At 43.7% G+C, this 23,791-nt stretch carries 16 protein-coding genes, 16 tRNA genes, 2 pseudogenes and 1 riboswitch; of the genes and pseudogenes, 4 read left to right on the forward strand and 30 right to left on the reverse strand.

From position 1 onward, the window contains the following. Positions 1–100: 100 nt before the first annotated feature. Positions 101–1,030, reverse strand: a complete 930-nt coding sequence (locus ACXN9U_RS10080; RefSeq protein WP_060963234.1) for an amidohydrolase family protein — start codon at positions 1,028–1,030, stop codon at positions 101–103. Between the two features lie 255 nt (positions 1,031–1,285). Here ACXN9U_RS10080 and katA point away from each other — a divergent pair, with 255 nt between their 5' ends. Further along, positions 1,286–2,731, forward strand: a complete 1,446-nt coding sequence (gene katA, locus ACXN9U_RS10085) for a catalase KatA (RefSeq protein WP_060963235.1) — start codon at positions 1,286–1,288, stop codon at positions 2,729–2,731. A 71-nt stretch (positions 2,732–2,802) separates the two neighbouring features. Here katA and ACXN9U_RS10090 read toward each other — a convergent pair whose 3' ends face one another. The 6 genes from ACXN9U_RS10090 to ACXN9U_RS10115 all read right to left on the reverse strand — a co-directional run bounded on the left by ACXN9U_RS10090 (position 2,803) and on the right by ACXN9U_RS10115 (position 8,594). Further along, positions 2,803–3,768 carry an ABC transporter ATP-binding protein gene (locus ACXN9U_RS10090; protein ID WP_489201588.1) on the reverse strand — a complete coding sequence of 322 codons (966 nt, stop codon included), beginning with the start codon at positions 3,766–3,768 and terminating at the stop codon, positions 2,803–2,805. Next, positions 3,761–4,747, reverse strand: coding sequence for an ABC transporter ATP-binding protein (locus ACXN9U_RS10095; RefSeq protein WP_060963237.1), 987 nt, complete (start codon positions 4,745–4,747; stop codon positions 3,761–3,763). The genes ACXN9U_RS10090 and ACXN9U_RS10095 overlap by 8 nt, the downstream gene beginning before the upstream one ends. After that, positions 4,744–5,649, reverse strand: coding sequence for an oligopeptide ABC transporter permease (gene opp4C / locus ACXN9U_RS10100; RefSeq protein ID WP_060963238.1), 906 nt, complete (start codon positions 5,647–5,649; stop codon positions 4,744–4,746). The genes ACXN9U_RS10095 and opp4C overlap by 4 nt, the downstream gene beginning before the upstream one ends. A 12-nt stretch (positions 5,650–5,661) precedes the next feature. Beyond that, positions 5,662–6,618, reverse strand: coding sequence for an ABC transporter permease (locus tag ACXN9U_RS10105; protein WP_489201589.1), 957 nt, complete (start codon positions 6,616–6,618; stop codon positions 5,662–5,664). A gap of 66 nt (positions 6,619–6,684) precedes the next feature. Further along, a complete protein-coding gene (locus ACXN9U_RS10110) occupies positions 6,685–8,412 on the reverse strand; it encodes an ABC transporter substrate-binding protein (RefSeq protein WP_489201590.1) in 1,728 nt (575 codons plus the stop codon). Beyond that, a complete protein-coding gene (locus ACXN9U_RS10115; protein WP_060963241.1) occupies positions 8,409–8,594 on the reverse strand; it encodes an FbpB family small basic protein in 186 nt (61 codons plus the stop codon). The genes ACXN9U_RS10110 and ACXN9U_RS10115 overlap by 4 nt, the downstream gene beginning before the upstream one ends. Positions 8,595–8,848: 254 nt before the next feature. Between ACXN9U_RS10115 and ACXN9U_RS10120 the strand changes: the two genes are divergently transcribed. Further along, positions 8,849–10,204, forward strand: a complete 1,356-nt coding sequence (locus tag ACXN9U_RS10120) for an FAD-binding oxidoreductase (RefSeq protein ID WP_060963242.1) — start codon at positions 8,849–8,851, stop codon at positions 10,202–10,204. Positions 10,205–10,247: 43 nt separating this feature from the next. Here ACXN9U_RS10120 and thiC read toward each other — a convergent pair whose 3' ends face one another. The 3 genes and pseudogenes from thiC to ACXN9U_RS10135 form a co-directional block, all read right to left on the reverse strand. Then, complete coding sequence (gene thiC / locus ACXN9U_RS10125; RefSeq protein WP_060963243.1) at positions 10,248–12,020, reverse strand: phosphomethylpyrimidine synthase ThiC; 1,773 nt, start codon at positions 12,018–12,020, stop codon at positions 10,248–10,250. A 122-nt stretch (positions 12,021–12,142) separates the two neighbouring features. Then, a riboswitch (TPP riboswitch) is annotated at positions 12,143–12,253 on the reverse strand. Positions 12,254–12,321: 68 nt separating this feature from the next. Next, a complete protein-coding gene (locus ACXN9U_RS10130) occupies positions 12,322–13,014 on the reverse strand; it encodes a Type 1 glutamine amidotransferase-like domain-containing protein (protein WP_060965064.1) in 693 nt (230 codons plus the stop codon). Positions 13,015–13,327: 313 nt separating this feature from the next. Further along, positions 13,328–13,485 (reverse strand): annotated as a pseudogene (locus ACXN9U_RS10135) (hypothetical protein). A 157-nt stretch (positions 13,486–13,642) separates the two neighbouring features. On the opposite strand from ACXN9U_RS10135, the pseudogene ACXN9U_RS10140 reads away from it, so the two are divergent. Continuing rightward, positions 13,643–13,780: pseudogene (locus ACXN9U_RS10140) on the forward strand (sporulation protein); the annotation flags it as partial. A gap of 338 nt (positions 13,781–14,118) precedes the next feature. On the opposite strand, the gene ACXN9U_RS10145 reads toward ACXN9U_RS10140, so the two are convergent. Genes ACXN9U_RS10145 through ACXN9U_RS10160 form a run of 4 tightly spaced genes read right to left on the reverse strand, consistent with a single transcriptional unit; the run spans position 14,119 to position 20,680 of the window. Continuing rightward, positions 14,119–17,334 carry an AAA family ATPase gene (locus tag ACXN9U_RS10145; RefSeq protein ID WP_489201591.1) on the reverse strand — a complete coding sequence of 1,072 codons (3,216 nt, stop codon included), beginning with the start codon at positions 17,332–17,334 and terminating at the stop codon, positions 14,119–14,121. Continuing rightward, positions 17,315–18,022 carry a hypothetical protein gene (locus ACXN9U_RS10150; protein WP_060963244.1) on the reverse strand — a complete coding sequence of 236 codons (708 nt, stop codon included), beginning with the start codon at positions 18,020–18,022 and terminating at the stop codon, positions 17,315–17,317. Before ACXN9U_RS10150 ends, ACXN9U_RS10145 begins: the two co-directional genes overlap by 20 nt. Then, a complete protein-coding gene (locus ACXN9U_RS10155; protein ID WP_060963245.1) occupies positions 17,970–19,391 on the reverse strand; it encodes a hypothetical protein in 1,422 nt (473 codons plus the stop codon). Before ACXN9U_RS10155 ends, ACXN9U_RS10150 begins: the two co-directional genes overlap by 53 nt. After that, positions 19,367–20,680, reverse strand: coding sequence for a toprim domain-containing protein (locus ACXN9U_RS10160; protein ID WP_235588412.1), 1,314 nt, complete (start codon positions 20,678–20,680; stop codon positions 19,367–19,369). The genes ACXN9U_RS10155 and ACXN9U_RS10160 overlap by 25 nt, the downstream gene beginning before the upstream one ends. A 586-nt stretch (positions 20,681–21,266) precedes the next feature. Between ACXN9U_RS10160 and ACXN9U_RS10165 the strand changes: the two genes are divergently transcribed. After that, positions 21,267–21,875 carry a hypothetical protein gene (locus tag ACXN9U_RS10165; RefSeq protein ID WP_489201592.1) on the forward strand — a complete coding sequence of 203 codons (609 nt, stop codon included), beginning with the start codon at positions 21,267–21,269 and terminating at the stop codon, positions 21,873–21,875. 228 nt (positions 21,876–22,103) lie between these two features. On the opposite strand, the gene ACXN9U_RS10170 is transcribed toward ACXN9U_RS10165, so the two are convergent. The 16 genes from ACXN9U_RS10170 to ACXN9U_RS10245 form a co-directional block, all read right to left on the reverse strand. Then, positions 22,104–22,185 (reverse strand) — tRNA-Leu (locus ACXN9U_RS10170). 244 nt (positions 22,186–22,429) lie between these two features. Continuing rightward, a tRNA-Leu gene (locus ACXN9U_RS10175) sits at positions 22,430–22,518 on the reverse strand. Between the two features lie 7 nt (positions 22,519–22,525). Then, positions 22,526–22,596, reverse strand: a tRNA-Cys gene (locus tag ACXN9U_RS10180). Positions 22,597–22,602: 6 nt separating this feature from the next. Beyond that, positions 22,603–22,677: transfer RNA gene (locus tag ACXN9U_RS10185), tRNA-Gly, on the reverse strand. A 51-nt stretch (positions 22,678–22,728) separates the two neighbouring features. After that, positions 22,729–22,800, reverse strand: a tRNA-Gln gene (locus ACXN9U_RS10190). Between the two features lie 9 nt (positions 22,801–22,809). Next, positions 22,810–22,885: transfer RNA gene (locus ACXN9U_RS10195), tRNA-His, on the reverse strand. 29 nt (positions 22,886–22,914) lie between these two features. After that, positions 22,915–22,988: transfer RNA gene (locus ACXN9U_RS10200), tRNA-Trp, on the reverse strand. Between the two features lie 10 nt (positions 22,989–22,998). Beyond that, positions 22,999–23,083 (reverse strand) — tRNA-Tyr (locus ACXN9U_RS10205). Positions 23,084–23,094: 11 nt separating this feature from the next. Next, a tRNA-Thr gene (locus tag ACXN9U_RS10210) sits at positions 23,095–23,167 on the reverse strand. Between the two features lie 3 nt (positions 23,168–23,170). Beyond that, positions 23,171–23,246 (reverse strand) — tRNA-Phe (locus tag ACXN9U_RS10215). Between the two features lie 12 nt (positions 23,247–23,258). Continuing rightward, a tRNA-Asp gene (locus ACXN9U_RS10220) sits at positions 23,259–23,335 on the reverse strand. Between the two features lie 7 nt (positions 23,336–23,342). Beyond that, a tRNA-Met gene (locus ACXN9U_RS10225) sits at positions 23,343–23,419 on the reverse strand. Positions 23,420–23,426: 7 nt separating this feature from the next. Then, positions 23,427–23,502, reverse strand: a tRNA-Val gene (locus ACXN9U_RS10230). Between the two features lie 10 nt (positions 23,503–23,512). Continuing rightward, a tRNA-Glu gene (locus tag ACXN9U_RS10235) sits at positions 23,513–23,584 on the reverse strand. 36 nt (positions 23,585–23,620) lie between these two features. Then, positions 23,621–23,711: transfer RNA gene (locus ACXN9U_RS10240), tRNA-Ser, on the reverse strand. Between the two features lie 5 nt (positions 23,712–23,716). Next, positions 23,717–23,791 (reverse strand) — tRNA-Asn (locus tag ACXN9U_RS10245).

Here is a 23,791-nt window from a genome sequence, read left to right on the forward strand (position 1 = left end):
TATCATGTTAATTCAAATTATTCCGACTTGTCAACTGTTTTTTGTAAGAATTAAAAATGCGCCCTCCGGCATAAACCTGCCAAAGAGCGCATCAGCTGTATCACGTATTTATTTCCTTTTGCGGCTGGTCGATTTTCAGCAATGTCCGCGCATTGTTTCCGAAAATCTTCTCTATGTCTTCTTCCCGCATGTTGATTTCCCGGCAGGTCCGGACCTGCTCCTGAAGATATCTGTATACGTATCCTCTCGGAAATCCGTTCGAATCCGTCCCGAAGATGATTCGTTCAGCACCGATTAATTCGGATGTCTTCCGAAACAGAATTTCCAAATCAAGCGGGTACGGCATCCACCTCATCCACTGGTTTGATCCGGACGTGTCAATATACACATTCGGGCAGCTCCAGCACAGCTGCAGCAGTTCCTGATAATATCCGGCGCCGAAATGCGGAATAATGAATGGTATATCAGCATACTCTCTCGCGACGCGATAGATGGAGAGCGGATTGATGTTGCGGTGGCTGACAATGCCCCCCGCTCTCCCTAAAAGCCCGAAGTGGATTAATACAGGGAGCCTTTTGTCAGCTAAATACGTCCAAAGCTTTTTCAGCGCCGGATCATGAAACTCAATGTCTGTCAGCGGCCCGAATAGTTTATACCCTTTCAGACCGAGCTCTTCTACGGCTCTTTTCAGCTCTTCATATGCATCCTCCCGCTCCAAAGGATGATATGCAAATCCGGTAAACTTCGCAGGATTGGCTTGAATAAACGCCGCCATCCGGTCATTGCTCTCCGCTGTTAAAAAATTCAGTACGCCGATGCCGTACTTATCTAATTCATTCTCCCATTTTGTCATCAAAGGGATTTCCCCGTCATCAGCCTCTTGCGGATCAGGAAAATCCCAAGTCAGATTCATTCTTTCTGACCGCTCCCGATTATAATCGGAAAATGTCTTATCATTTTTGCCGAAATCAAGGCTGTACGGCAGATGACCGTGAATATCAACAGGTTTAAAATGCTGCCGGAAAAGCATACAATCGCCGCCTCCCTTACCGCCGACAATGAAAAAAGGCCCTTATCCCATAAAGAATAAGAGCCTCTTGTGTTCAAGTCAGCGGTTTCTATTTTTTCTCATCTTAAACCCATTATTCCCGTCAGTCAAGTAAGCTTTCAAACCCGAATTCTCTTTCCGATAATAAAAATAATTATTTTATAATCATTATAAAATAATATTGACTTTTTACTGATAGGTGATATTATGTTTTTATAAATCTAAAGAGGTGATCACATGAGTTCAAATAAATTGACAACCAGCTGGGGCGCTCCTGTCGGAGATAACCAAAACTCAATGACGGCCGGAGATCGCGGCCCTGCTTTAATACAAGACGTCCATCTGCTTGAGAAATTGGCGCACTTTAACAGAGAACGCGTTCCCGAGCGTGTCGTTCACGCAAAAGGCGCGGGCGCACACGGTTATTTTGAAGTCACAAATGACGTTACAAAATATACGAAAGCCGCATTTCTGTCAGAAGTCGGTAAACGCACACCGCTCTTTGTCCGTTTCTCAACCGTTGCAGGCGAACTGGGCTCTAGTGACACAGTGCGCGACCCGCGCGGATTTGCCGTTAAGTTTTATACAGAAGACGGAAACTACGACATCGTCGGAAACAATACACCCGTGTTTTTCATCCGCGATGCTATTAAGTTCCCTGACTTTATCCATACACAAAAAAGAGATCCGAGAACACATTTGAAAAACCCGACGGCCGTTTGGGATTTCTGGTCTCTTTCACCGGAATCACTGCATCAGGTAACCATTCTGATGTCAGACCGGGGCATTCCGGCAACCCTTCGCCATATGCACGGATTCGGAAGCCATACATTTAAATGGACAAATGATAAAGGCGAAGGTGTCTGGATTAAATATCACTTTAAAACAGAACAAGGCGTGAAAAACCTTGATGTCAATACAGCTGCAAAACTCGCGGGCGAAAATCCCGATTACCATACGGAAGATTTATTCAACGCGATTGAAAACGGCGATTTCCCCGCATGGAAATTATATGTTCAAATCATGCCGTTAGAAGACGCAAACACATACCGCTTTGATCCGTTTGACGTCACAAAAGTATGGTCTCAAAAAGACTATCCGCTCATTGAAGTCGGCCGCATGGTTCTGGACCGCAATCCGGAAAATTACTTTGCGGAAGTAGAACAGGCGACGTTCTCTCCCGGAACATTAGTCCCTGGCGTCGACGTCTCACCTGACAAAATGCTTCAAGGCCGGTTGTTCGCATACCATGACGCCCATCGCTACCGTGTCGGCGCGAACCACCAGGCGCTGCCGATCAACCGTTCCCGCAATGAAGTGAAAAACTATCAGCGTGACGGGCAAATGCGTTTTGATGATAATGGCGGCCGCTCCGTCTATTACGAGCCTAACAGCTTCGGAGGTCCGAAAGAGTCACCTGAAGATAAACAGGCGGCATATCCTGTATCAGGTTTGGCTGACAGTGTAAGCTATAATCATCATGATCATTACACACAAGCCGGCGATCTGTACCGCCTGATGAGCGAGGAAGAGCGCGCACGCCTTGTCGCCAATATCGTCGGTGCGATGAAACCTGTGGAAAAGGAAGAAATTAAGCTGCGCCAGATCGGCCACTTCTACAAAGCTGACCCTGAATACGGCAGACGCGTTGCCGAAGGGCTCGGACTGCCGTTACCAAAATAACATCAAAAAACCTGCCGGTCTGTCCGGCAGGTTTTTCCTGTGTATTATCAATAAAAAATGCTTTTTCTCAATTATACAAAATGGCATGCTGCAAAATGCTGAGGCCCCTTCTCCGACAGCAGCGGGCTTTTCTCAGCACATATCTTCTCGGCTGCCGGGCATCTCGTTCGGAATTTACAGCCTGAGGGCGGATCAGAGGGACTTGGAATATCACCCTTTAACATCACCCGCTCCCTTTTCGCTCGGGGATCAGGAACGGGCACGGCTGATAACAGCGCTTTTGTATAAGGATGAAGCGGCCGTGAAAAAAGCTCCTCTTTTGACGCGTATTCCACAATCGTCCCTAAATACATAATCGCAACCTTTGTACATAAGTGCTCCACCACGCTTAAATCATGAGAAATGAACAAATATGAAAGCCCGTGCCGTTGCTGAAGGCTGCTGAACAAATTGATCATCTGCGCCTGAATGGAGACATCCAATGCCGCCACGGGTTCATCCATAATGATAAATTGCGGCTTAAGCGCCATCGCTCTTGCAATCACGATCCGCTGCCGCTGCCCTCCGGAAAACTCATGCGGATAACGGTCGATAAAGTTTGCGGAAAGACCGCAGGATTCAAGAACCTCCGCCGCTTTATCACGCGCGTTCCGCTTGACCGCCAATTGGTGCTCGATCATCGCTTCACCGATGGCTTCTCCGATCCGTCGCCTAGGATTTAAAGAGCTGAACGGATCTTGAAAAATGAGCTGCGCTTCCGATCTGAATGTTTTCAGCTCACGCCGGTTCATCCGGAACACATCTCGCCCCTGAAAAAATACCTCTCCCTCTGTTTTGTCATGAAGTCTTAAAATGGTTTTTCCGATTGATGACTTGCCGCTGCCCGATTCACCCGCTAAACCGAACACTTCTCCCTTTCCTATCGTAAAACTGACGCCGTCCACCGCTTTTACGGGATTGTTGCGGGCCTTTCTCATCCCCCCCTGCTCCTCATAATATTTTTTCAGCCCTTTGACCTCCAGCAACACATCACTCATCTGCTTTCTCCTCTCCGTAAAGCCAGCACGCCGCCTGATGCCCTTTCCCGAATTCAGTAAAATGCGGGCTCGACCTCCGGCATATTGCCGTGCTGTGTTCACACCGCTCCGCAAAATAACAAGACGATCCGGACAGGTCTGCAAGCGCGGGAACCTGGCCCGGGATGGTATAGAGCGTCTCTCTCCTTTGACCGATAACCGGTTTTGCCGCGAGCAGCCCTTTCGTATACGGATGCTTCGGATCGGAAAACAGCTCCGCAACCGGTCCTTCCTCCACAATTTTCCCCGCATACATGACAATCACATAATCAGCCATTTCGGCAACCACGCCAAGGTCATGGGTAATGAATAAAATAGACGTGTGAAATTGCTTTTTCACATCCCGCAATAAATCCAATATCTGCGCCTGAATGGTTACGTCAAGCGCCGTCGTCGGCTCATCGGCAATGATCAGTTTCGGATCGCAGCTGAGCGCGACAGCCGTCATAATGCGCTGCAGCATGCCGCCGCTCAGCTCATGAGGATATCGGTGCATCATCTGCTCGGCATGGGGGATCTCCACTAACGTGAGAAGTTCAACCGCCTTCCTCCATGCCTCTTTCTTACTCAGCAATAAATGCTCGCGAATCGGTTCCGTCAGCTGCTCACCGATTGTAAACACCGGATTCAAAGAGGTCATCGGCTCCTGAAAAATCATCCCGATTTCGCAGCCGCGGATTTTCTGCATTTCTTTTTGTTTCAGTTTCAACAGGTTTCTTCCTGAAAAATGCACCGCTCCCCGTTCGATTCTTCCCGCCTCGGGAATGAGCTGCATAATGGACAATGACGCCATGCTTTTCCCGCAGCCGGATTCCCCTACAATGCAAACCGTTTCCTCCTCATGAATCGTAAAGCTGACATCGTCCACGGCCTTTACCGCACCTTCCTCCGTATAAAAAACGGTTTCCAAGTGCCTCACTTCTAAAAGCGGTTTTGTCATTTCACTTTCACCTGCCGTTTTACCTTAGGATCAAAAGCGTCTCTTAAACCGTCTCCAAGCAGATGAATCGCCACAACGGTCAGAAAAATGGCCGTACCCGGCGGTATCCACAGCCACGGGCGGAGTGTAAAATCCATATAATGATTTGCCGCTTCCATCATGTTTCCCCAAGAAGGAGTCGGCGGAGCAACACCGAGTCCGAGAAAACTCAGCGCCGATTCACTCAGCATCGCCCCCGCCACATGCAAAGTCGCCGCTACCATGAGTAACGGCAATGTATTGGGAAGCAAATGATAGAGGATTTTCCGTTTATCACTGAGCCCCAAAACTTCCGCGGCCATCATAAACGGCTGCTCCTTCAGCGACAAAATCTGTCCGCGTACAAGCCGCGCCAAACCGGGCCATCCGATCAGGCTTAACATCATCATAATCAGGTACATCCTGTATTCAGAAGGCACTTTCCACTCCGACATCACCGCAGCCAAAATCAAAAGCAGCGGCAGACCCGGGATGGACATGAGCATATCAGCGATGCGCATAATGATCATATCAGCGGCTCCCCGATAAAATCCCGCCGCAACCCCAAGCAATGAACCAATGACAAGTGACAGCACCATCGAAGCAAGCCCCACGGTCAGAGAAATCTGCCCCGCCAGCATCAGCCTCGTCAGCACATCTCTCCCGTACTGGTCGGTGCCAAGCCAATGATGAACCCCCGGATGCTGATTGGCATTTGAAATATCCGTCCGATCCGTTATGTACGGAGAAAAAGACGGCCCGATAAAACACAATAAAAACATAAAACATAAGAATAGAAGACTGATGACCGTCAGCTTATGATGCAGCAGGCGGCGGTACGTCTGCTTCCAAAGAGAAGGCGGCGCCCCTTTTTGTTGTTTCACCCAAAACACCCCCTATTTCAGCCTGACTCGCGGATCAACCGCGGCATAAGCGATATCCGCCAAAAAATTCCCCACAATCGTTAAACAAGACAAAAACAAAGTAAACGCCATCAAAACCGGGTAGTCCCGATAATGCACAGATTCCAGCTGAATACGGCCGACACCCGGCCATCCGAAAATCTGTTCAATAATAATAGCCCCGGAAAACAGACCCGGCAGTTCAAAAGCAAGCAGGGTGATCGCCGGAAGGAGCGCATTTTTCAGCGCATGTTTCCAAATGACGTTGCGCTCTTTCAACCCCTTCGCTCTCGCTGTTCTGATATAATCCTGCCTGATCACATCAAGCATCCCGGAGCGGAAATATCTTGTCAGTGAGCCGATGCCGAGCATAGATAAAATCACGACCGGAAGAATCATATGTCTGGCAGCTTCAAGCACGTACGAAAAACCAGAACTCGTGCTTCCGGTATCAACCATCCCTCCGACGGGCAATATTTTCAAATCCACTCCAAACCATTTAATAAACAGAAGGCTGATAAAAAAAGACGGGAACGCCATGGAAGCAATCACAAAAAATGTTACGATCCCGTCAAACCATGAGTATTTCCTGACAGCGGATATGACACCCGTTATCATCGCGGCAGACCATGTGACAAGCAAAGCCAAAAACGCGACAAAAAACGAATTCCAGACATATTTCTGAAGCAGTGACAGGACGTTTTCCTGATACTTCAAAGAGAATCCCAAATCTCCGCTGAGCACATTGCCGAGCCACGTCACATAACGCTGCCAAATCGGCTGATCCAGGCCGTAAAGCGCTTTTAGCTCCTTCGCCCTCTCCGGGGTCAGGTTGACATTGGAATCAATGTAATCGCCCGGCAGCATCGCGAATAAGAAAAAAATAATAAAGGACGTACCGAATAAGATCACAAGCATTTGAATGAACCGTTCTGCGGCATACCGTTTCACAAAAAGCCTCTCCCTTCCGCTGAAAGGGCAAAATACCATGGACACCGGGTATTTTGCGCCATTGTTCTACTGAATTGACACGTTTGAGAGACTCGAACTGATTCCCGAATAATTGTCAGGCTCAAGCCCTTTTATTTTTCCGCTGACCGCCCTTGCGCTCTGACGGTAATGAATCAGAATGTAAGGCGGGTTTTCCCCGAGCTCCCGGTACAGCTGGTGATAAATGTCTTTTCTTTTGCTGATATCAAGCGTGCCGGCTCCTTTCTCGATCAGCCGGTCCGCTTTCGGATTGGAATACCCCGTCACATTATTGGGATGGCCGGAAGCCAGCTTTTCCACCGTGTCATTCGGATCAAGAATCTGCGAGGTGGAAACGGCGGCAAGATCGTACTGTTTATCATTTATTTTCGCTACCTCTGTATTAAAATCCATCACTTCCGGTTTTAATGAGATTCCGATGTCCGCGTAATTTTCTTTCGCGATCGGGATGAAATCATCATCCGCTTTAGACGTGTAATAGCTGATTTCAAGCTTTTTGCCGTTTTTTTCACGCACGCCGTCTTTCCCCATTTTCCAGCCTGCTTCATCAAGAAGCTTCTTGGCTTTTTCCGGATTAAACGTATACGGATTGACTCCTTTGTCATCATAAGCCCATGAAACCGGAGACACCGGCACATTAGCGACTTCTCCGTAATGTTTAAAGCGGACATCGACGATTTTTTGACGGTCCAGCCCGTAAATAAGCGCTTGGGACACTTTCTTATCTTGAAAAGGCGGACGCTTATGATTCACGTACACAAGCCCGTAATCATTCACGACCGAGACGCTTATATTCGCAAAACCGAGGCTTTTTAAATGCTCAACCGTATCATCATCAGGAGAAAATGAAGCGTAATCAAGATCACCCGTTTCAAACAGCTGAAGGGAAGTTGACGGATCAATAATTTTATAGATCAGCTTTTCTGTTTTCGGTTTTCCGGAATAATAGTGTTTATTTGCCTGATAGCGTATTTCCTGTCCCGGGAGGTATTCTGTAAATTGATAAGGCCCTGCTCCGAGCGGTTTGGCATAAAGCTCTTTTAAATAGTCCAGTTTGCCGAACCGATAATTCTTTCCGTAGTAAGCTTCCGACAGCACCTGCCCGCCTAAAAGAAGCAGCGACTTCGCACTGACTTTCTCAGTCGTGATTTTAATGGTTCTGTCATCAAGGACGCGAATGCCCTCTATCGTCTTTGCTTTTCCTTCTTTATAAGCCTTGCCGCCTTTAATATAGGCCGTGGTGATATCTTCATAGCCTGCGTAAGCGGGATCATGCAGCAGTGTTAAAGTGAATGCGGCATCCTTTGCGGTGAGCGGCGAACCGTCACTGAAAACGAGATTTTTTCTTAAGCGGAACGTGTAGGTAAGCTGATCTTTGGAAATAGTCCAGCTTTCAGCAAGTGCCGGTGCGGGCTTACCCGTTTTATCCAGCTTGACTAACGGTTCAAAAATAGGATCTGTCGCATTTCCATCCCAGCCGTTTTCATAAAAGTACGGCAGAAACACTCCCCCCGGCGCGGAAATCCCCGCAACAAAAGTGTCCGTTCTGGCTTTCGATTTAACGGGAAGCGCCTCCGGATGAGAAGCTTTAAATTTCTTTGTTTTGACATGGGCGATACGCGTTTCCTGTTTTTTATCCGCCGCAGAAGACGGTTCTTCTCCGGCACTCCCTAACGCGCACCCTGATAACATGAATGATACCGACAGCGCGAGTATGATGCCCGTTGTTTTCATCCTCAAAGTGTTCCCCTTCATTTTGATCGAACCCCCGCATGCTTTTCATCTATCTTTATATAAATCTGCTCCATCTGTTCCTCATTTCTCATAATCTCCCGTTTGTTTTTCTCCACAAGCAGTTCGAAATTCAATGTGTGTTTTCTGTACTTTTTTCGCTTTTTACTTTTTTTGCGCACATGTGATGCCTTTTTTAACGCCACTTTTCATCCCTCCGCTTTTCATCCAATGGCTTTCACGCAAAAAAAGGCCCTTATCTGTTTACAAGATAAGAGCCTTCGGTGATCCGATCAGCCAACGTTTGGAAATATGTACTGACTATGTTAATTCATACAATCCCTACCTGTCAACTATAATTTAAAATATCGTTTCATTCCGGGGGTTTTCCTCATACACTCTCTTATTTTTCCGCATATGTTAGAAGAAATAACAGATCCCGATGAAAGAGAGTGAGAGTGTGGAAAAGACAACATTGACCGGGCGCATCGTCAGAAAAGATGACCCCGACTATAATGAAGCAAGAACCAATATCAATTTAAGCCTGCAAAGATATCCGGACATCATTGTGTTTTGCCAAAACAAACATGATGCCGTCAATGCACTGAGATGGGCGCGTGAGAATAACGTGCCTTTCCGCATCAGAGGCGGAAGACACAGCTACGAGAATTTTTCCCTGTTAAATGACGGGCTTGTCATTGATCTCAGTGAAATGAAGAAAATAAGAGTGAATAAAGATAAACGGCTGGTCTCGATTGAAGCGGGTGCCGATTTGGGAGAAGTGTACCGGACACTCTGGCGGTACGGCTTGACTCTTCCCGCGGGAACCATTGCAAATGTGGGAATCACGGGGCTGGCGCTCGGAGGAGGAATCGGATATTTAACAAGGGCTGCCGGCCTGACTTGCGATCGTCTCCTCCAACTCGAGATGATCACAGCAGACGAAAAAGCGGGTGCTGAATTGATAACAGTCAACCGCTCAAAGCATCCTGATTTATTTTGGGCGTCTCAGGGCGGAGGCGGCGGCAACTTCGGCATTGTCACATCCATGGTGTTTAAAGCCGTGCCGATCTCGTACGTGACTGTTTTTTCTGTCACTTGGGGCTGGGATGATTTCGAAGAGGTATTTAATACGTGGCAGCGCTGGGCTCCATTTACAGATAACCGCCTTACTTCATCCATTCAGTCTTGGCCTAAAGAAGTCAACCGCATAGAAGCGCTCGGCCAATTTATCGGAACAAAAAATGAGCTGAAAGAACTGCTGGCTCCGTTAATGAAAGCGGGAAACCCGACAAGCGGCATGGTCAAGACAGTTCCGTTTATCAGAGCGGCAGCCTTTTTTAACAGCCCGGGAGGCAATGAGCCGCAAAAGATGAAGCGGTCAGGATCCTTTATTGAAAAACCATTGTCAACACGCGCAATTTCTGCTTTAAAATACTACTTGGAGCACGCTCCGAATAAAAACGCCAGTGTCTGGCAGCAATCTCTCGGCGGGGCGGCCGGACGGATCGCTCCGGATCAAACGGCATTCTACTATCGCGATGCAATCATTGCCCAGGAATATATAACAAACTGGACATCTCCTGAAGAGGAAAGACAAAACGTCCGCTGGATCGAAGAGCTGAGAACGTCTCTTTCAAGAGAAACGATGGGGGATTACGTGAATTGGCCTGATATAGACATCAGAAACTGGCTGCGGACATATTACGGAGGAAATGTTGACCGCCTCCGCCAAGTCAAAACGAAGTATGACCCGGAAAACGTATTCCGCTTTGAGCAGAGCATTCCGCCGTTTCGCCGGTCACCGTTTTTCTAAAAAAAGATGAAGATGGACACACTCCATCCTCATCTTTTCTTTTTTATTGATATAAATGGCTTCCCTTCTCGACAAACTCTTTTGCTTTTTCTTTTAATCCTTCATTGAGGGCATCGTCTTCAGTCAGACCGTTTTCTTTCGCATAATCGCGAATATCCTGAGAAATTCTCATGCTGCAGAACTTCGGGCCGCACATCGAACAGAAGTGAGCCGTTTTTGCGCCTTCAGCCGGCAGCGTTTCATCGTGATATTCCATTGCTCTTTCAGGATCAAGCGACAAATGAAATTGATCGCGCCACCGGAATTCAAACCGCGCCTTAGACAGAGCGTCATCCCGGATCTGAGCACCCGGATGCCCTTTGGCAAGGTCTGCCGCATGGGCCGCGATTTTATACGTAATGACTCCCTCTCTTACATCATCACGATTCGGCAGGCCCAAATGCTCCTTCGGCGTGACATAACAAAGCATCGCCGTCCCGTACCAGCCGATCATCGCCGCGCCGATCGCCGAAGTAATATGGTCATAGCCCGGAGCGATATCAGTCGTTAATGGGCCGAGTGTATAAAAAGGCGCCTCTTTACAAATTTCCAGCTGTTTGTCCATGTTCTCTTTAATTTTATGCATCGGCACATGACCCGGTCCTTCGATCATCACTTGCACATCGTGCTTCCACGCGATTTCCGTCAATTCTCCGAGAGTCTCCAATTCCGCAAACTGCGCTTCATCATTAGCATCCGCAATCGAGCCGGGACGCAGCCCATCTCCAAGAGAAAATGCAATATCATACGTCTTCATAATTTCACAGATTTCTTCAAAGTGCGTGTACAGAAAGCTTTCCTGATGGTGAGCCAGGCACCATTGCGCCATAATCGCCCCGCCGCGGGATACGATTCCCGTCGTGCGTTTGGCCGTTAACGGGACGTAACGAAGCAATACGCCGGCATGGATGGTGAAATAATCCACGCCCTGCTCCGCCTGCTCAATCAATGTGTCTCGATAAATGTCCCACGTTAAATCCTCAGCGATGCCGTTTACTTTTTCAAGCGCCTGATAAATCGGCACCGTCCCCACAGGTACGGGGCAATTGCGGATGATCCATTCACGTGTCGTATGAATATCTTTCCCAGTGGATAAGTCCATCATCGTATCGGCGCCCCAGCGAATCGCCCACGTCATTTTTTCAACTTCTTCTTCAATAGAAGATGTAACAGCTGAGTTGCCGATATTTGCATTGATTTTCACATGAAAATTCCTGCCGATAATCATCGGTTCACTTTCAGGATGATTAATATTTGACGGAATGATCGCCCGGCCGCTGGCTACCTCGTCTCTGACAAATTCGGGAGACACATGCTCGCGAATTGCGATAAACTCCATTTCCGGCGTAATGATGCCTTTTCTCGCATAATGCAATTGTGTCACATTTTTCCCTGCCTTGGCCCGCAGCGGTTTCCGCTGTAAACCGGGATATTCGGCGGCACGGCCCTCTTTTTTATAGCCGTTGTCCTCAGGTTTCACGGTCCGTCCGTTATATTCCTCCACATCGCCGCGCTTTGTAATCCACTTTGTGCGGAGCGGCTTCAGACCTTCATGAATTTGAATTTGTACATCCGGGTCTGTATACGGTCCGCTCGTATCATAAACACGGACCGGCGGGTTCTCCTCTTCCCCAAACGCCCCCGTTGTCGGACTAAGGCTGATTTCCCGCATCGGCACTCGTATGTCAGGCGAAGAACCCTTTACATAAACCTTTTTACTGCCTGAAAAACTCGACATAATAGAAATGTTCGCTTGCTGTACTGATTGATTTTGCATACAAATCTCTCCCTTATCCATTTGAATAACAGAACCAAGCTCAGCACCAGCACAAAAAAACCGGATTCATTGGAGAACCCGGTTTTGCAGTCAGAAAGAAACTATTATTGTTTTCCTCAACAATAATAAAACCTTTACTTCCCCACGCTGGTACGAACCAGATCAGGTCCAAAGGGTTAAGAAGCCGCCGCTTCTCTCTCAGCCCGCTCAGACGGGCACCCCCAGTAACTATTGATTTCGGACTCATCTTAACATAAAAACATTCGAAAAAAAAGAGGAATATAGAAAATATTCAGCAAATTCAACCCAAATATTTGACAGGCAATGGAGTTTCAATTATTCCATGTTTCCCCCTCATCACCCGATATGCCCTTGCAACTGGTCTTGAACTCACTGTTTGAAACAGCTGATCATTTATGAAATGAAGAGCCGCTCCATCGTCCGTCGCATAGCCGCCGCACAAGAATTCGTTAGATATCAGCTGGTGATACATCGGTCTCCGGTCCTTTTCGCCGTCATAATGAGGACAAAAGCTCCCTTGCAAAAAACCTAAACTTTTCATACTGGTCAGCGGCCCGGCTGAATCTGTCACTCCTTCTTCAAACCAGCAGATTGCACCCGCGCTTAATCCGGCTAACACCACACCGCTCTTCCATGCTTCTCTCAGAATAAGATCCAATCCCCACTCCTTCCACAACACAAGCATATTCCGCGTATTTCCCCCGCCGACATAAATTACGTCCTTTTCCATAAGAAAAGAAGTTAAATCTGTTGACGGCGGCTTAAACAACGATAAATGAGACGGCACACAATCAAGTGTTTGAAATGCACGATAAAACCGCTGCACATAGTTTTGAGAATCACCGCTCGCCGTCGGCAAAAAACAAATACGAGGCGACTTTCGCTCTGATTGCGTGATGACATATTGATCGAGGGATAAATTTTCCGGCTCCATCGAGAATCCGCCGCCGCCCATCGCAATAATCTGTTTCATCATCCCACTCCCCCCCGAAAAATTTGTTATTCATTATAGCAGTTGTATACACGCAGAGATAAATATTTTCTTAACAGACCAGCATAAAAAAGTATACTGTCGCAATAACAGAAATCGCAAATCTCTGCCTTAGCACAGCGCTGCATGAACAATTAGATGCAGTTGTCCATCTTGATGGTGAACTGTCAGTACTCCTGTCGGAAAAAGGTTGGCTCCTGGATAAACAATTTCAAATTGATTCGCATTTATCTTGCAGAGAACTGAAACAAAGTCATACAAAAAAGACGATGTCTTGAGACACCGTCTCTTTATTTTATTGCTCCACTCTTCTTAAAGCCTCATTTACCGTTTCTTTTATAAACGCGTCTTCACCGCTTAATCGCTCTAAATTGAGATCGCCGTTTCTCAGCCTTTCAGAAATATTGTTTATATCCTCTCTACCGTGATTTGCAGCTCACCGGCTAAAAACATTCTGTGTAATTCATCAGCAATATTATTCTTAGTCTGCCCGAAGGCAGGAAAATAATAGAAAAAAGTATGAATCAAACGAATTCTTTTCCCTCTTTCTTACGTATGTCTGTTGAGAAAAAGGGGAAGATCTAACAGGTCATTTTTAAAAAAACTTTCGGCAAGAGGACTGCGAGGATGGCTGGAAGAGATGTATAATGACGGAGAACAGCTCGTACGTGTCCGCTTCAGCCAATCAAAGCTTGAAGATACAGAAGAGCTTGAAGAGGTGCTAGGAGAGATCCTAGACCAACACTGAATAAATTAGAAAAAGGAGCTCTCAAATAAGCTTGGCTCCTTTCTTAGATCAAATATAAAAACCCGTTTCTTATATGAAGAATTGTGTTTTTCAATATACCGGTGGACCGTATTCTACGTTATACACACATTGATGAAAAGCAGCTTCGTATTGTTGTCAATACGTTCTCTAAATCATGTTACGTTTTTGGTTTATAATAACTCACTTTGTATAAATTCACCACAATAGTGTTCGTTCATAAGTAATAAAATACAGATTATAAAAATGAGTCTAACCATCTTCCTGAATATTTGTCCAATAGTTGGTCTGACCAACGAGTTCATTTCAATGACTGTAAATCATTTTAGCACTTCTTCACTTCTTTTCACCTTAAAGATCTTACTCTGCGGAATATTGGGATTGTGATGAACAACATATGCTTTAGAAAAACGATATAGATACTCTGCTTCATGAGACTTAGGAGTTAAGATTATCATTTTCCGCTTTAATTCCTGTTCATATAACTCAAACACTTTATCTTTACGTCCTTCATCGAGTGCACTATCAAACTCATCGAGTACGATATAGCCTGGTGTTGCTTGAATTGTTTGTAATAATGCCAAAGCAAATAGTAAGGAACTAAGAGACTCTTCCCCACCAGATACCCCTTTTCCTACTTTGCCGCCTCTTGCTTTAACACTTACATCCTCTAATTTTCCTCGATGTCCTTCTTTATGTGCTTTAATATATAAAGCATAGTGGATTTGATGACGTCGGTCTGTTCTCATATCCCAATCTATCTCCCCTTGAAAGCCAAACAGAGACATATAATGGACAAACTTTTGATTAACACCAATAACTTTACTATTAATTGTGCTTTCTAAGTCTTCTTTTAGACGTTCCATACGCTCTGTATATTCCTCTAACAATAGTTTGGATGTCTTCACTTCTGTTGCAGAACGATCATACTCTTCTTTCATTTTTTGATAATTTTCTGGAGCAGCTTCATCAATCCCTGTTTCATTTGCTGCATGAGAGTATTTAATTTTCCCACTTTCTCGCATGTCTTCTGCCTCAGATTTAGTTACATTAGGTAGTTCTGTAAGCTCTAATGCAAAATCTTTTAATTCCTGTTTTACAGAATCTAATAACCTTTGGATGTCATGTTTGATTGTTGAATAGTTCTCTTCATTTGTTAAATATTCTTCAGACCGATGTTTGATTTGCCTTTCTATTGACTCAATTTCTCGGTCTTTGTATAGGAGGCTTTCTTTCAAATCTTCTATGTCCCGATTTAATTTCTTTTCTTCACGTCGCTTCTTATCTAAAAGAGAACCAAGTTGTTCTAACTGTGCATTTTTATTCTTCTTCTCTTCTTCTAACTCAATTAAGTATTGCTTCAATTGGCGTACTTCTGTTATTTTTCCCTTCTCTTTTTCATACTGAATAAAAATTTCCTGATAGTTTTTAAAGGTTTCTACCTTTTGCTTCCAGTCAGCACGCTCTTCATTGAGCCTATTCCACTCTCCCTGAATCTCATCCCTATTTTCTTCGAGTTCAAGTTTTTCATTACTTAGATTGTAATGCTTACTCTTTCGCCATTCTCGTTCATTTTCTTTTATCAAAAAGGCTTCCGCATCTTTTAAAGATTCACGTCTTCGAAATAGCGTACTATTTCTACGTGTTAATTCATCTATTTCATTGGATAGAATGCTAATGTCATTGCCAACCCTATCAAGCTCATCTTCTACTTGTAGTTGATATTTTTTTAAAACTTTTTCACTTAGAATAATCCGCTTTTCCTCTTGAGGACCTCTTATCCCTCTCGCATCGAGAAGCACACCATTTTGAATCTGTGGTTTTTCATTTTCAAAAAAGCTCTTAACCCACCACAGTGCTTTTACCGCAAGCGGATAAAGATTATTTCTTAATTTTTCTTTTATCTGCAAATGTTTACCCGGAAGTTGTGTAATTGTTTTTTCCGGAACAATATTTGGCAATGGGACATGGTATAAATCATTTGGCGCATGAAAATCCTTTTGGTTCACAAACAACGTATACTTTATCGTATCAAACAAATCTTCATCATTCGGCTTAGCTGTTTCATCTAATTCAACAAGCTCCCGCAAAGGATAGACTTCTATATTTCGCTTTTTGAAGTATTGGATAGACACTTCCTGACGAGAACTGTAAACGCGATTCATTCTAAGATTTTCTAGTTCTTTTTCTAAATTGTCTTTTTTAATTATAAGTTTCCCTTTTTCATTTTTTGCATTTTCTAGTCGTTGCTCATTGAACTCCATCTCTTCCTGCACAGCTTGACTACTTTTATATGCATCAATAAGTTTACGCACGTCTTGTTCCCTAGCACTGTCTTGGTCAATCTTCACTTTTAGTTCAGCAATTTGCGGGGTTAGGTCATCTAATTTTTGTTTATTTCTTTTCAACAACTGTTGCTTTTCTTCCATTGAAGCATCAATAGAAACATACTTTTCCTCCGCATTAACCAAAGCTTCATTTACTTCTTCTTCAGTCATGCCTATTCGTTCTACTCTCTTCGTAATTTCCTCGATTTCGTTTGAGATAGCCTCCACCTTATCTGTATGTCTGGTTATCTCTTTCTGTAAATGATTTAGCTCATCGGCTAGCCCGATTTCACGGGACTCCATTTGAGTGATTGCTGACTGAAACTTTTCATGCTCTTCTCTCTGGTCTGCTTGTAAAATTAAATCTTGCTGCTTGTCTGTAATTTTCTCCTCTTTGTCTGCTTTTAGTGTCTCTATTTGATCTTTTAAAGTATTCATTTGATTAAGATGATGTTTTTCCAACCATTTAAGAGCTGAAAGATACTGCTTGAATCCGTCTTCTAACCGCTCATTTCGATTATAATACCTGTCTAATTCCGTTTTCTTTTGAGTTAACTGGAGTTTGTTAAGACCTTGTTTACCCTCTGCTTCCTGCAAGGTCTGCTCCGTTTCTTTTACAAGTTCTTTGCTTTCTTCCCAGTTTTTCTGGATTCTATCAATACCATTCATTTCACTGAAAATACGGAAGCGTTCTTCTGGATGCATCACTGCAAATTGGTTTACCTCTTTTTGATACCAAATCAAATAAAATTCATCCGGATCAACAGCATATTTATAGAGAATCTGGTTTTTATATTCAGTAAAGTTAAAGTTCCGATCTCCAGAAGAATATTTCGTTTCCCGTTCCCACTTGTCAATGATTTCCCCCTCTTGAATATAAAATTCTCTTTTTATCGGATCACCCGGTTTCTGTTCAATGTCTAATCGAAACTGCACAAACTGTGGCGCATCAACCTTGATTTGCCCATCATTTTTAAACAGCAATTCAACCTTTGCTCGCCACGTTTGGTCTGTTGGAAGGTTGTTTGACTTTAACCCTTCAAGATCAACTTTACTTGAATAAAGAACGCCACCCATACAAAACGTAACCGTTGATTTTCCAGCACCATTTGGTCCAGATATTAAAATATGGTGATCTTTATCAGAGAAATCCATAACTGTCGGCGTATAATCCCGTATTCCTGAAAATTTAAGTCTCCATGGAATCATTACTTGTGCCTCCATTCATGTTGTAGCGTTTAAAGAACCGCAAGATATCATCCATGTGCAACTGATTCGATTGACTAAACTCGGTGTATCTTCGTAAAAAGGAATTCGAAAACAAATGAGCACCGATAGATGTAAGTTGATAGGCTTCTTCCTCTGAGCTCGTATCATATACTTCAATTGCCCCAATCTTTTTCAGCGGATCCAAGTTAGCTTGAATTTTTCGTGTTACCTGCAATGATTCGTGACCAAAACTATTAATCAATTGGGAAAAGAGTGTATATTCATTCTGTAGTACTTCCTGGTGATAAAAAATAAACATGAGAATAGCTAGACTTTGTTTATTTAATAGTGTTTTTGCTTGTTTTGCGGGCACGCGCATGAGGACTACCACTTGATTTCTCCGCTCATCATAAATCACTTTCATATAACGACTAACAGCTTGGTTTACTCGCTTGAGAAAAGAAAAAAATGCTTGATCATCATCTGTAATACCAATTATTTTTTCTACTTCCTTACGTGAAAGTCCAAAATTCCCACTTCGAATTGTAGCAGACGATGAGAATAGGATTTGCATAAATGCAAGCTCTTCCTCTGTAGTTAAAAATCCTTTTATCGATTGTAGGGTTGCTAACGGATTAACGTTCGTGATTTCTTCCTCGTTTTCTAATTCCATATGTTCCTTGTTCATCCTCACTCCACCTCCAATCACGTTGATCTTTGTTATCAAGCAGTTTCTTTTTCGCATATTCATCAATGTCAGCTTTTTTATTAGCCACTAGTGCTGAAACACCAATTAATCCGTTGAGTACGTCACTCCATTTGGATGATCCAGACCGAATAATTAGTTCGTCAAGGCCCGCTTCTTCTACTTCCTCCAGATATGCTTCAATCCGCTCTGTGTGTATCATTTGTTTCGTCATTTGCCATTTCGAATCACCCATTATTTCATCCAACTGATTTTCCATTATTTCTTCTGTGCCTGTAAATTCTTCTTCCACTGTTTCCTCTATCTCTTCTGTAATAGGTTCATAATTTTCGATATAGTTAATTCCCTCATCAATGGCCCTCGGTGATAGCGGGCTAGCAAATTTCACTGGCGCCCATAGACCATCTATATTTTCGTCCTCGTATTGTCCTTGTTCCATGAAGCTTAGTATTTGATGTGCATTCGGTATTTCTGAACCAAGAGGCGGATCAAACGATTTTACGATGAACGTGCGAAACTCTTCTGGCTTGATTCTATGGTTAAAATCCGTTTCTTGTAGGTGGGCGAACTTTAGAATTTTATTAATTGTCCCAAGGCTAATTTTTGTCCCATCACTAATCGCAGCCGTACCTCGTTGTTTTATATCGGAAAACACAAGCTCTTGATCTACTGTTTCAAATTTCTCCATTCGTTCTGCCATCTTACCTTCTAGCTCTGTCATCAGATGATGAATCACTTCTACTTGTGTTAATGCATTTCGGTCTGCTAAATACTCAAGCTCCCTCTCATAGAGAAGCAATACAGCTTCTTCCACGTTTTTAATCATACTAGCAAGCTTATTCCCGCCAGAAATCCCTTTATCATCATATGCTTCACTTAGTTCTGCATCTCTTTTTGCTTGAAAGAGAGACCTTGCCACATCATCATTAAGATAATAAGCAAGAGAATCATTAGCTAAACGAATTAGTACATCCATCATTCGTTTTCCTACATCACGCATTTTAATTCGTTTTGCTGTTTTTGCTACCCAATTGAATTTTCCCAAAACGAACACAAGATGTTTCATGTAACCCTGCGTAATTGCTTCATCATAGCCATATACATTGCGATAGCGATAAAATAACGTTTCCTCGCTTTCAATTGGTTCTGCGATACCGAGTGCTTCTAGATTAATAATATTTAACACTCGGAGGAAACGAAGTACGTGGATTGGTGACTGAAAATATTCCTTATCACTTAATTCCGTTAATACACCCGAAAGTTGGGCAATATCACGCATCGATTGTAGTAGCTCAGGTTTATCATCTGTAACAGCAAAGATCGAAATTAATGATTGATCCACTTTTTCCACAGCTCTACTCCTCCAATTTCTTGTTCCTGCTCTTCTTTCCTCATTTGTATGGATTGTTGATATTTATTTGCAAAAGTTTCCCATTCAGTCACCACGGTTAATGGTGGCACTATCCATTTTGTTAGGACATGTTCATCTTGTGTTAACTTATATAATTTCTCGGCAATCTGATAACCTGCTTCATCAACGTCGGTCCAAATAATAACTTGACTGACACACGTTACTACTTGCGAAATTAGTAGTCTATGTGCAGACCTAACTTGTCCATCCACACCTAATACAAAGCTTTTCGTACCTCTTAAAAATTCTTCCTCGTAGGCCATACGTGTTAACACACCTCTATTTTCAACCAGCCACAACACGTCTGCTTTCGTATTAAACGTCTCCGAAAAAACAGCTAGATCTGTCGTTGCATGGACAGTACCATAACTATAATCCACGTAGTCCCCTTGCATTGGCCCAGTAAAAAACAATGGTGTAATTGTCCCCATACTTGCCAGACCTAACAATTGAATTGGACGCTGAAGAAGGTTTTCTGTTTCTTCAATAAATTCCTTTTTATAAGCATCAAACTGCTTTGATCCACCTATTATCCGATAGTAGGTGGCACCTATTTGCTTCCAATCAAAATGTTTTTCCGTACATGACAGTTGGTATAAAGCAATCAAAAAATGTAGGAATACTACTTGTTTCCTTAAACGCCAAGATGGATGAATACTCTTAATTAATTTTGCCTCCCCAGCTAAAACCCTATCTGTCTCACTTGCAATTTCATCTAAGTGCTTTGCTAATAGGGAAACAACATCTGCGCGCTGGTCTTGTTCAAAACCTGGCACATTGCTACGCCTGGCAACTTCCCACTGCTTATTCCAATCACTTATCCAGTTTCTACTCTCCTTTTCTGATTCTAGTTCTGCCTTTAAGCTCAGTTGATAAAGTATAAAGCCCATTCGGTATCGTTCTGTTTTTACTGTTCTCTCATCTTTTTCTAAACGAATTTCACGAATTATCCACCCAAAACGAATCCATTCATAGGTTTCATCAGAAAGATCAACCTGCTTTTTCGTATTCGGACTTTTAAAACTGTTCGTTAGTTTTGTTGGAATTTTATCTATTCCCTGTAAGTCCGTATTAATCCCAACCATTAGCCTTGCAACAATCCTTCTTGTTCTCGCCGTTCGCTTAATTACTGATATATGAATAATGCCATTCTCTTCCGATGCATCCCTAACATGTAAACTCTCATTTTTTAATACAATATGGTATTGCAAATAATCTTGTAACTCCACAGAAACCAAGGTACAAACCTCCTCTATTATTCCTTTATTTTACCATGGGTCTAGGTGGTAGTACGATGGGATAGTAAGGAATATTAAGAATTCACTTAATAGTAAGTCGTAACCTTTATTTGAACGAATATCTTTCATCTCATCCATTTCTTCACTCCATTATTTTATAATTTTCAATAACAAAAAGAGACAGGGAATTACTTCCTGTCTTTTTCGGTAATAGTATTTAATAAATTGTGTACTTAGATTTTATACCAGTGGCCGGGGTCGAATAAACCCCTCGAACCATTGATATATAAAGGTTTTCTTTTACCCTTGCAAAATTTGTGTAAAAATATTTTAAGTGTTTTTGTTTGTGTAATTCCGATAATCATGAACATTAAAAAACAAGGGGTTTATTGTACAAGATCGCGCGTATTCTCGGCGATGTTCAAGCAACCAAAAACGGCACACTCGGAAAAAGGATGGCCCGTCGTGCTGCAGGCAAGGCAACAAATAAGCTATTGAGAAATTTATTCAAGTAGGAAAGATTTATCTTCATATGTGATATTCTTGCTTCATAAGCATAAAGCGGGAAATATTACAAATGAAGAAATATTGTATTTTATTATTGTCTGCATTCATTTGTTTAGCTTTATCTGCATGTGATAGTAACAATTCTAAAACTCTTACCACAGAGAACACGGAAATTTCTGCTGAAAAGTCCACTGATACAACCAACTCAAAAGAAGAAAGAAAGACATTGAATACTGTAGGAGATAGTGTAGAAGATCCCAATGTGGGTACAGTCACTTTAGAATCATCTAAAGATCTGAACCAAGTTTTAAAAGTTGGAGATTTAAGTGTTTATCTTACAGGTGTAAAAGTTCTTACTGTGAGTAATATGGCTGATCAATACCATAGCGACCTTCAAAACTCATTAAAAGAAGATTTAAGTACCTTCATCTATGCCCAGATTACATATTCATTAAAAAATAATTCTGATGATCAATTAGATTGGTCAGGATTTGAATATGCCGTTGTTAACGGTGTTCAAAAAGATTTAGGATACAATCGTATGATGCGTTTTCCTAACCCCGAAAATATTGAGATTCTTGGGGATTCTTCTCAAGAAAACAGCTTTGTAACTGTACCAGTAACCACGCCTACAAAGAAAGTGCGTCTGAAAACAGCTGGCTGTTTAAAGGTGTTTTGATCCCTGTCTCAAAAACAGGAGTCAGTCCCAGAGATGAAAATGAGACAGTAAACATTTTTGAGGAAATGGCCGCCAATGAGGTTCCTGTGTAAAATTTGTGCAAAAAGATTTAAAAACATATCGTTTTGTGTCTTGTTCTTCAAAAACGCAAAACGCCCCTGAACATTGGTAGACCAACATTCAGGGGCGTTTTGAAATTTCTTATCGGCTCTTATAAAGAGCAAGTAATACCGGTGGCCGGGGTCGAACCGGCACTCCAGAAGGAACACGATTTTGAGTCGTGCGCGTCTGCCAATTCCGCCACACCGGCATGTAATACGTCGTGTTCAACTGACGTATATAAATATAACATGCATTTTATAAAGTGTCAACGGTTTTAGTAAAGTTTTTTTATGGTAATGCAGTATACACAATAAAAGCAAGAAATTTATATTCATAGTCTTGACGCTTTTATTATATAAAAAAAGTGATCTGCAATATGCAAATCACTCTCATATATGTTTTGTAATATAAAAATTGATGACCAATTTAACATGTTGCGTCCTAAGTTAAATTGGTGCCGAGGGCCGGACTTGAACCGGCACGGTAGTCACCTACCGCAGGATTTTAAGTCCTGTGTGTCTGCCAATTCCACCACCCCGGCAAAAGAAAGGCGACACCCGGATTCGAACCGGGGATAAAGGTTTTGCAGACCTCTGCCTTACCACTTGGCTATGCCGCCGTAATTTGGAGCGGAAGACGGGATTCGAACCCGCGACCCCCACCTTGGCAAGGTGGTGTTCTACCACTGAACTACTTCCGCAGCATGTAAAGAACTTAATACATCTTATGCAGTTATTTTAAAAAAATGCAACTGGGCTAGCTGGATTCGAACCAACGCATGACGGAGTCAAAGTCCGTTGCCTTACCGCTTGGCTATAGCCCAATGATAATATGGGGCGATTGATGGGAATCGAACCCACGAGTGCCAGAGCCACAATCTGGTGCGTTAACCACTTCGCCACAACCGCCATAATCTAAAGATGAATAAATAATATAGTGGCAGGGGCAGTAGGAATCGAACCCACACCGGAGGTTTTGGAGACCTCTGTTCTACCGTTAAACTATGCCCCTATTTATAAAATGGTGGAGGGGGGCAGATTCGAACTGCCGAACCCTGAGGGAGCGGATTTACAGTCCGCCGCGTTTAGCCACTTCGCTACCCCTCCATCATTTAGAGTGCCGGCCAGAGGACTTGAACCCCCAACCTACTGATTACAAGTCAGTTGCTCTACCAATTGAGCTAGGCCGGCAAATGGTGGCTCGGGACGGAATCGAACCGCCGACACACGGATTTTCAGTCCGTTGCTCTACCAACTGAGCTACCGAGCCTTTTTATATAAATGGCGGTCCGGACGGGACTCGAACCCGCGACCTCCTGCGTGACAGGCAGGCATTCTAACCAACTGAACTACCGGACCATTTTTTTGGTTGCGGGGGCAGGATTTGAACCTGCGACCTTCGGGTTATGAGCCCGACGAGCTACCGAACTGCTCCACCCCGCGATGATAATGGTGGAGGATGACGGGCTCGAACCGCCGACCCTCTGCTTGTAAGGCAGATGCTCTCCCAGCTGAGCTAATCCTCCATCATATAAGTGACCCGTACGGGATTCGAACCCGTGTTACCGCCGTGAAAGGGCGGTGTCTTAACCGCTTGACCAACGGGCCCTGGTATTTTTTCGTTTGTTATGTATTAATAATTAGTGGCGGAGAGCAAGGGATTCGAACCCTTGAGACGGGGTTACCGCCTACACGATTTCCAATCGTGCTCCTTCGGCCACTCGGACAGCTCTCCATAAATGGCTCCGCAGGTAGGATTCGAACCTACGACCGATCGGTTAACAGCCGATAGCTCTACCACTGAGCTACTGCGGA

This window comes from Bacillus sp. BACIII (assembly GCF_057836745.1).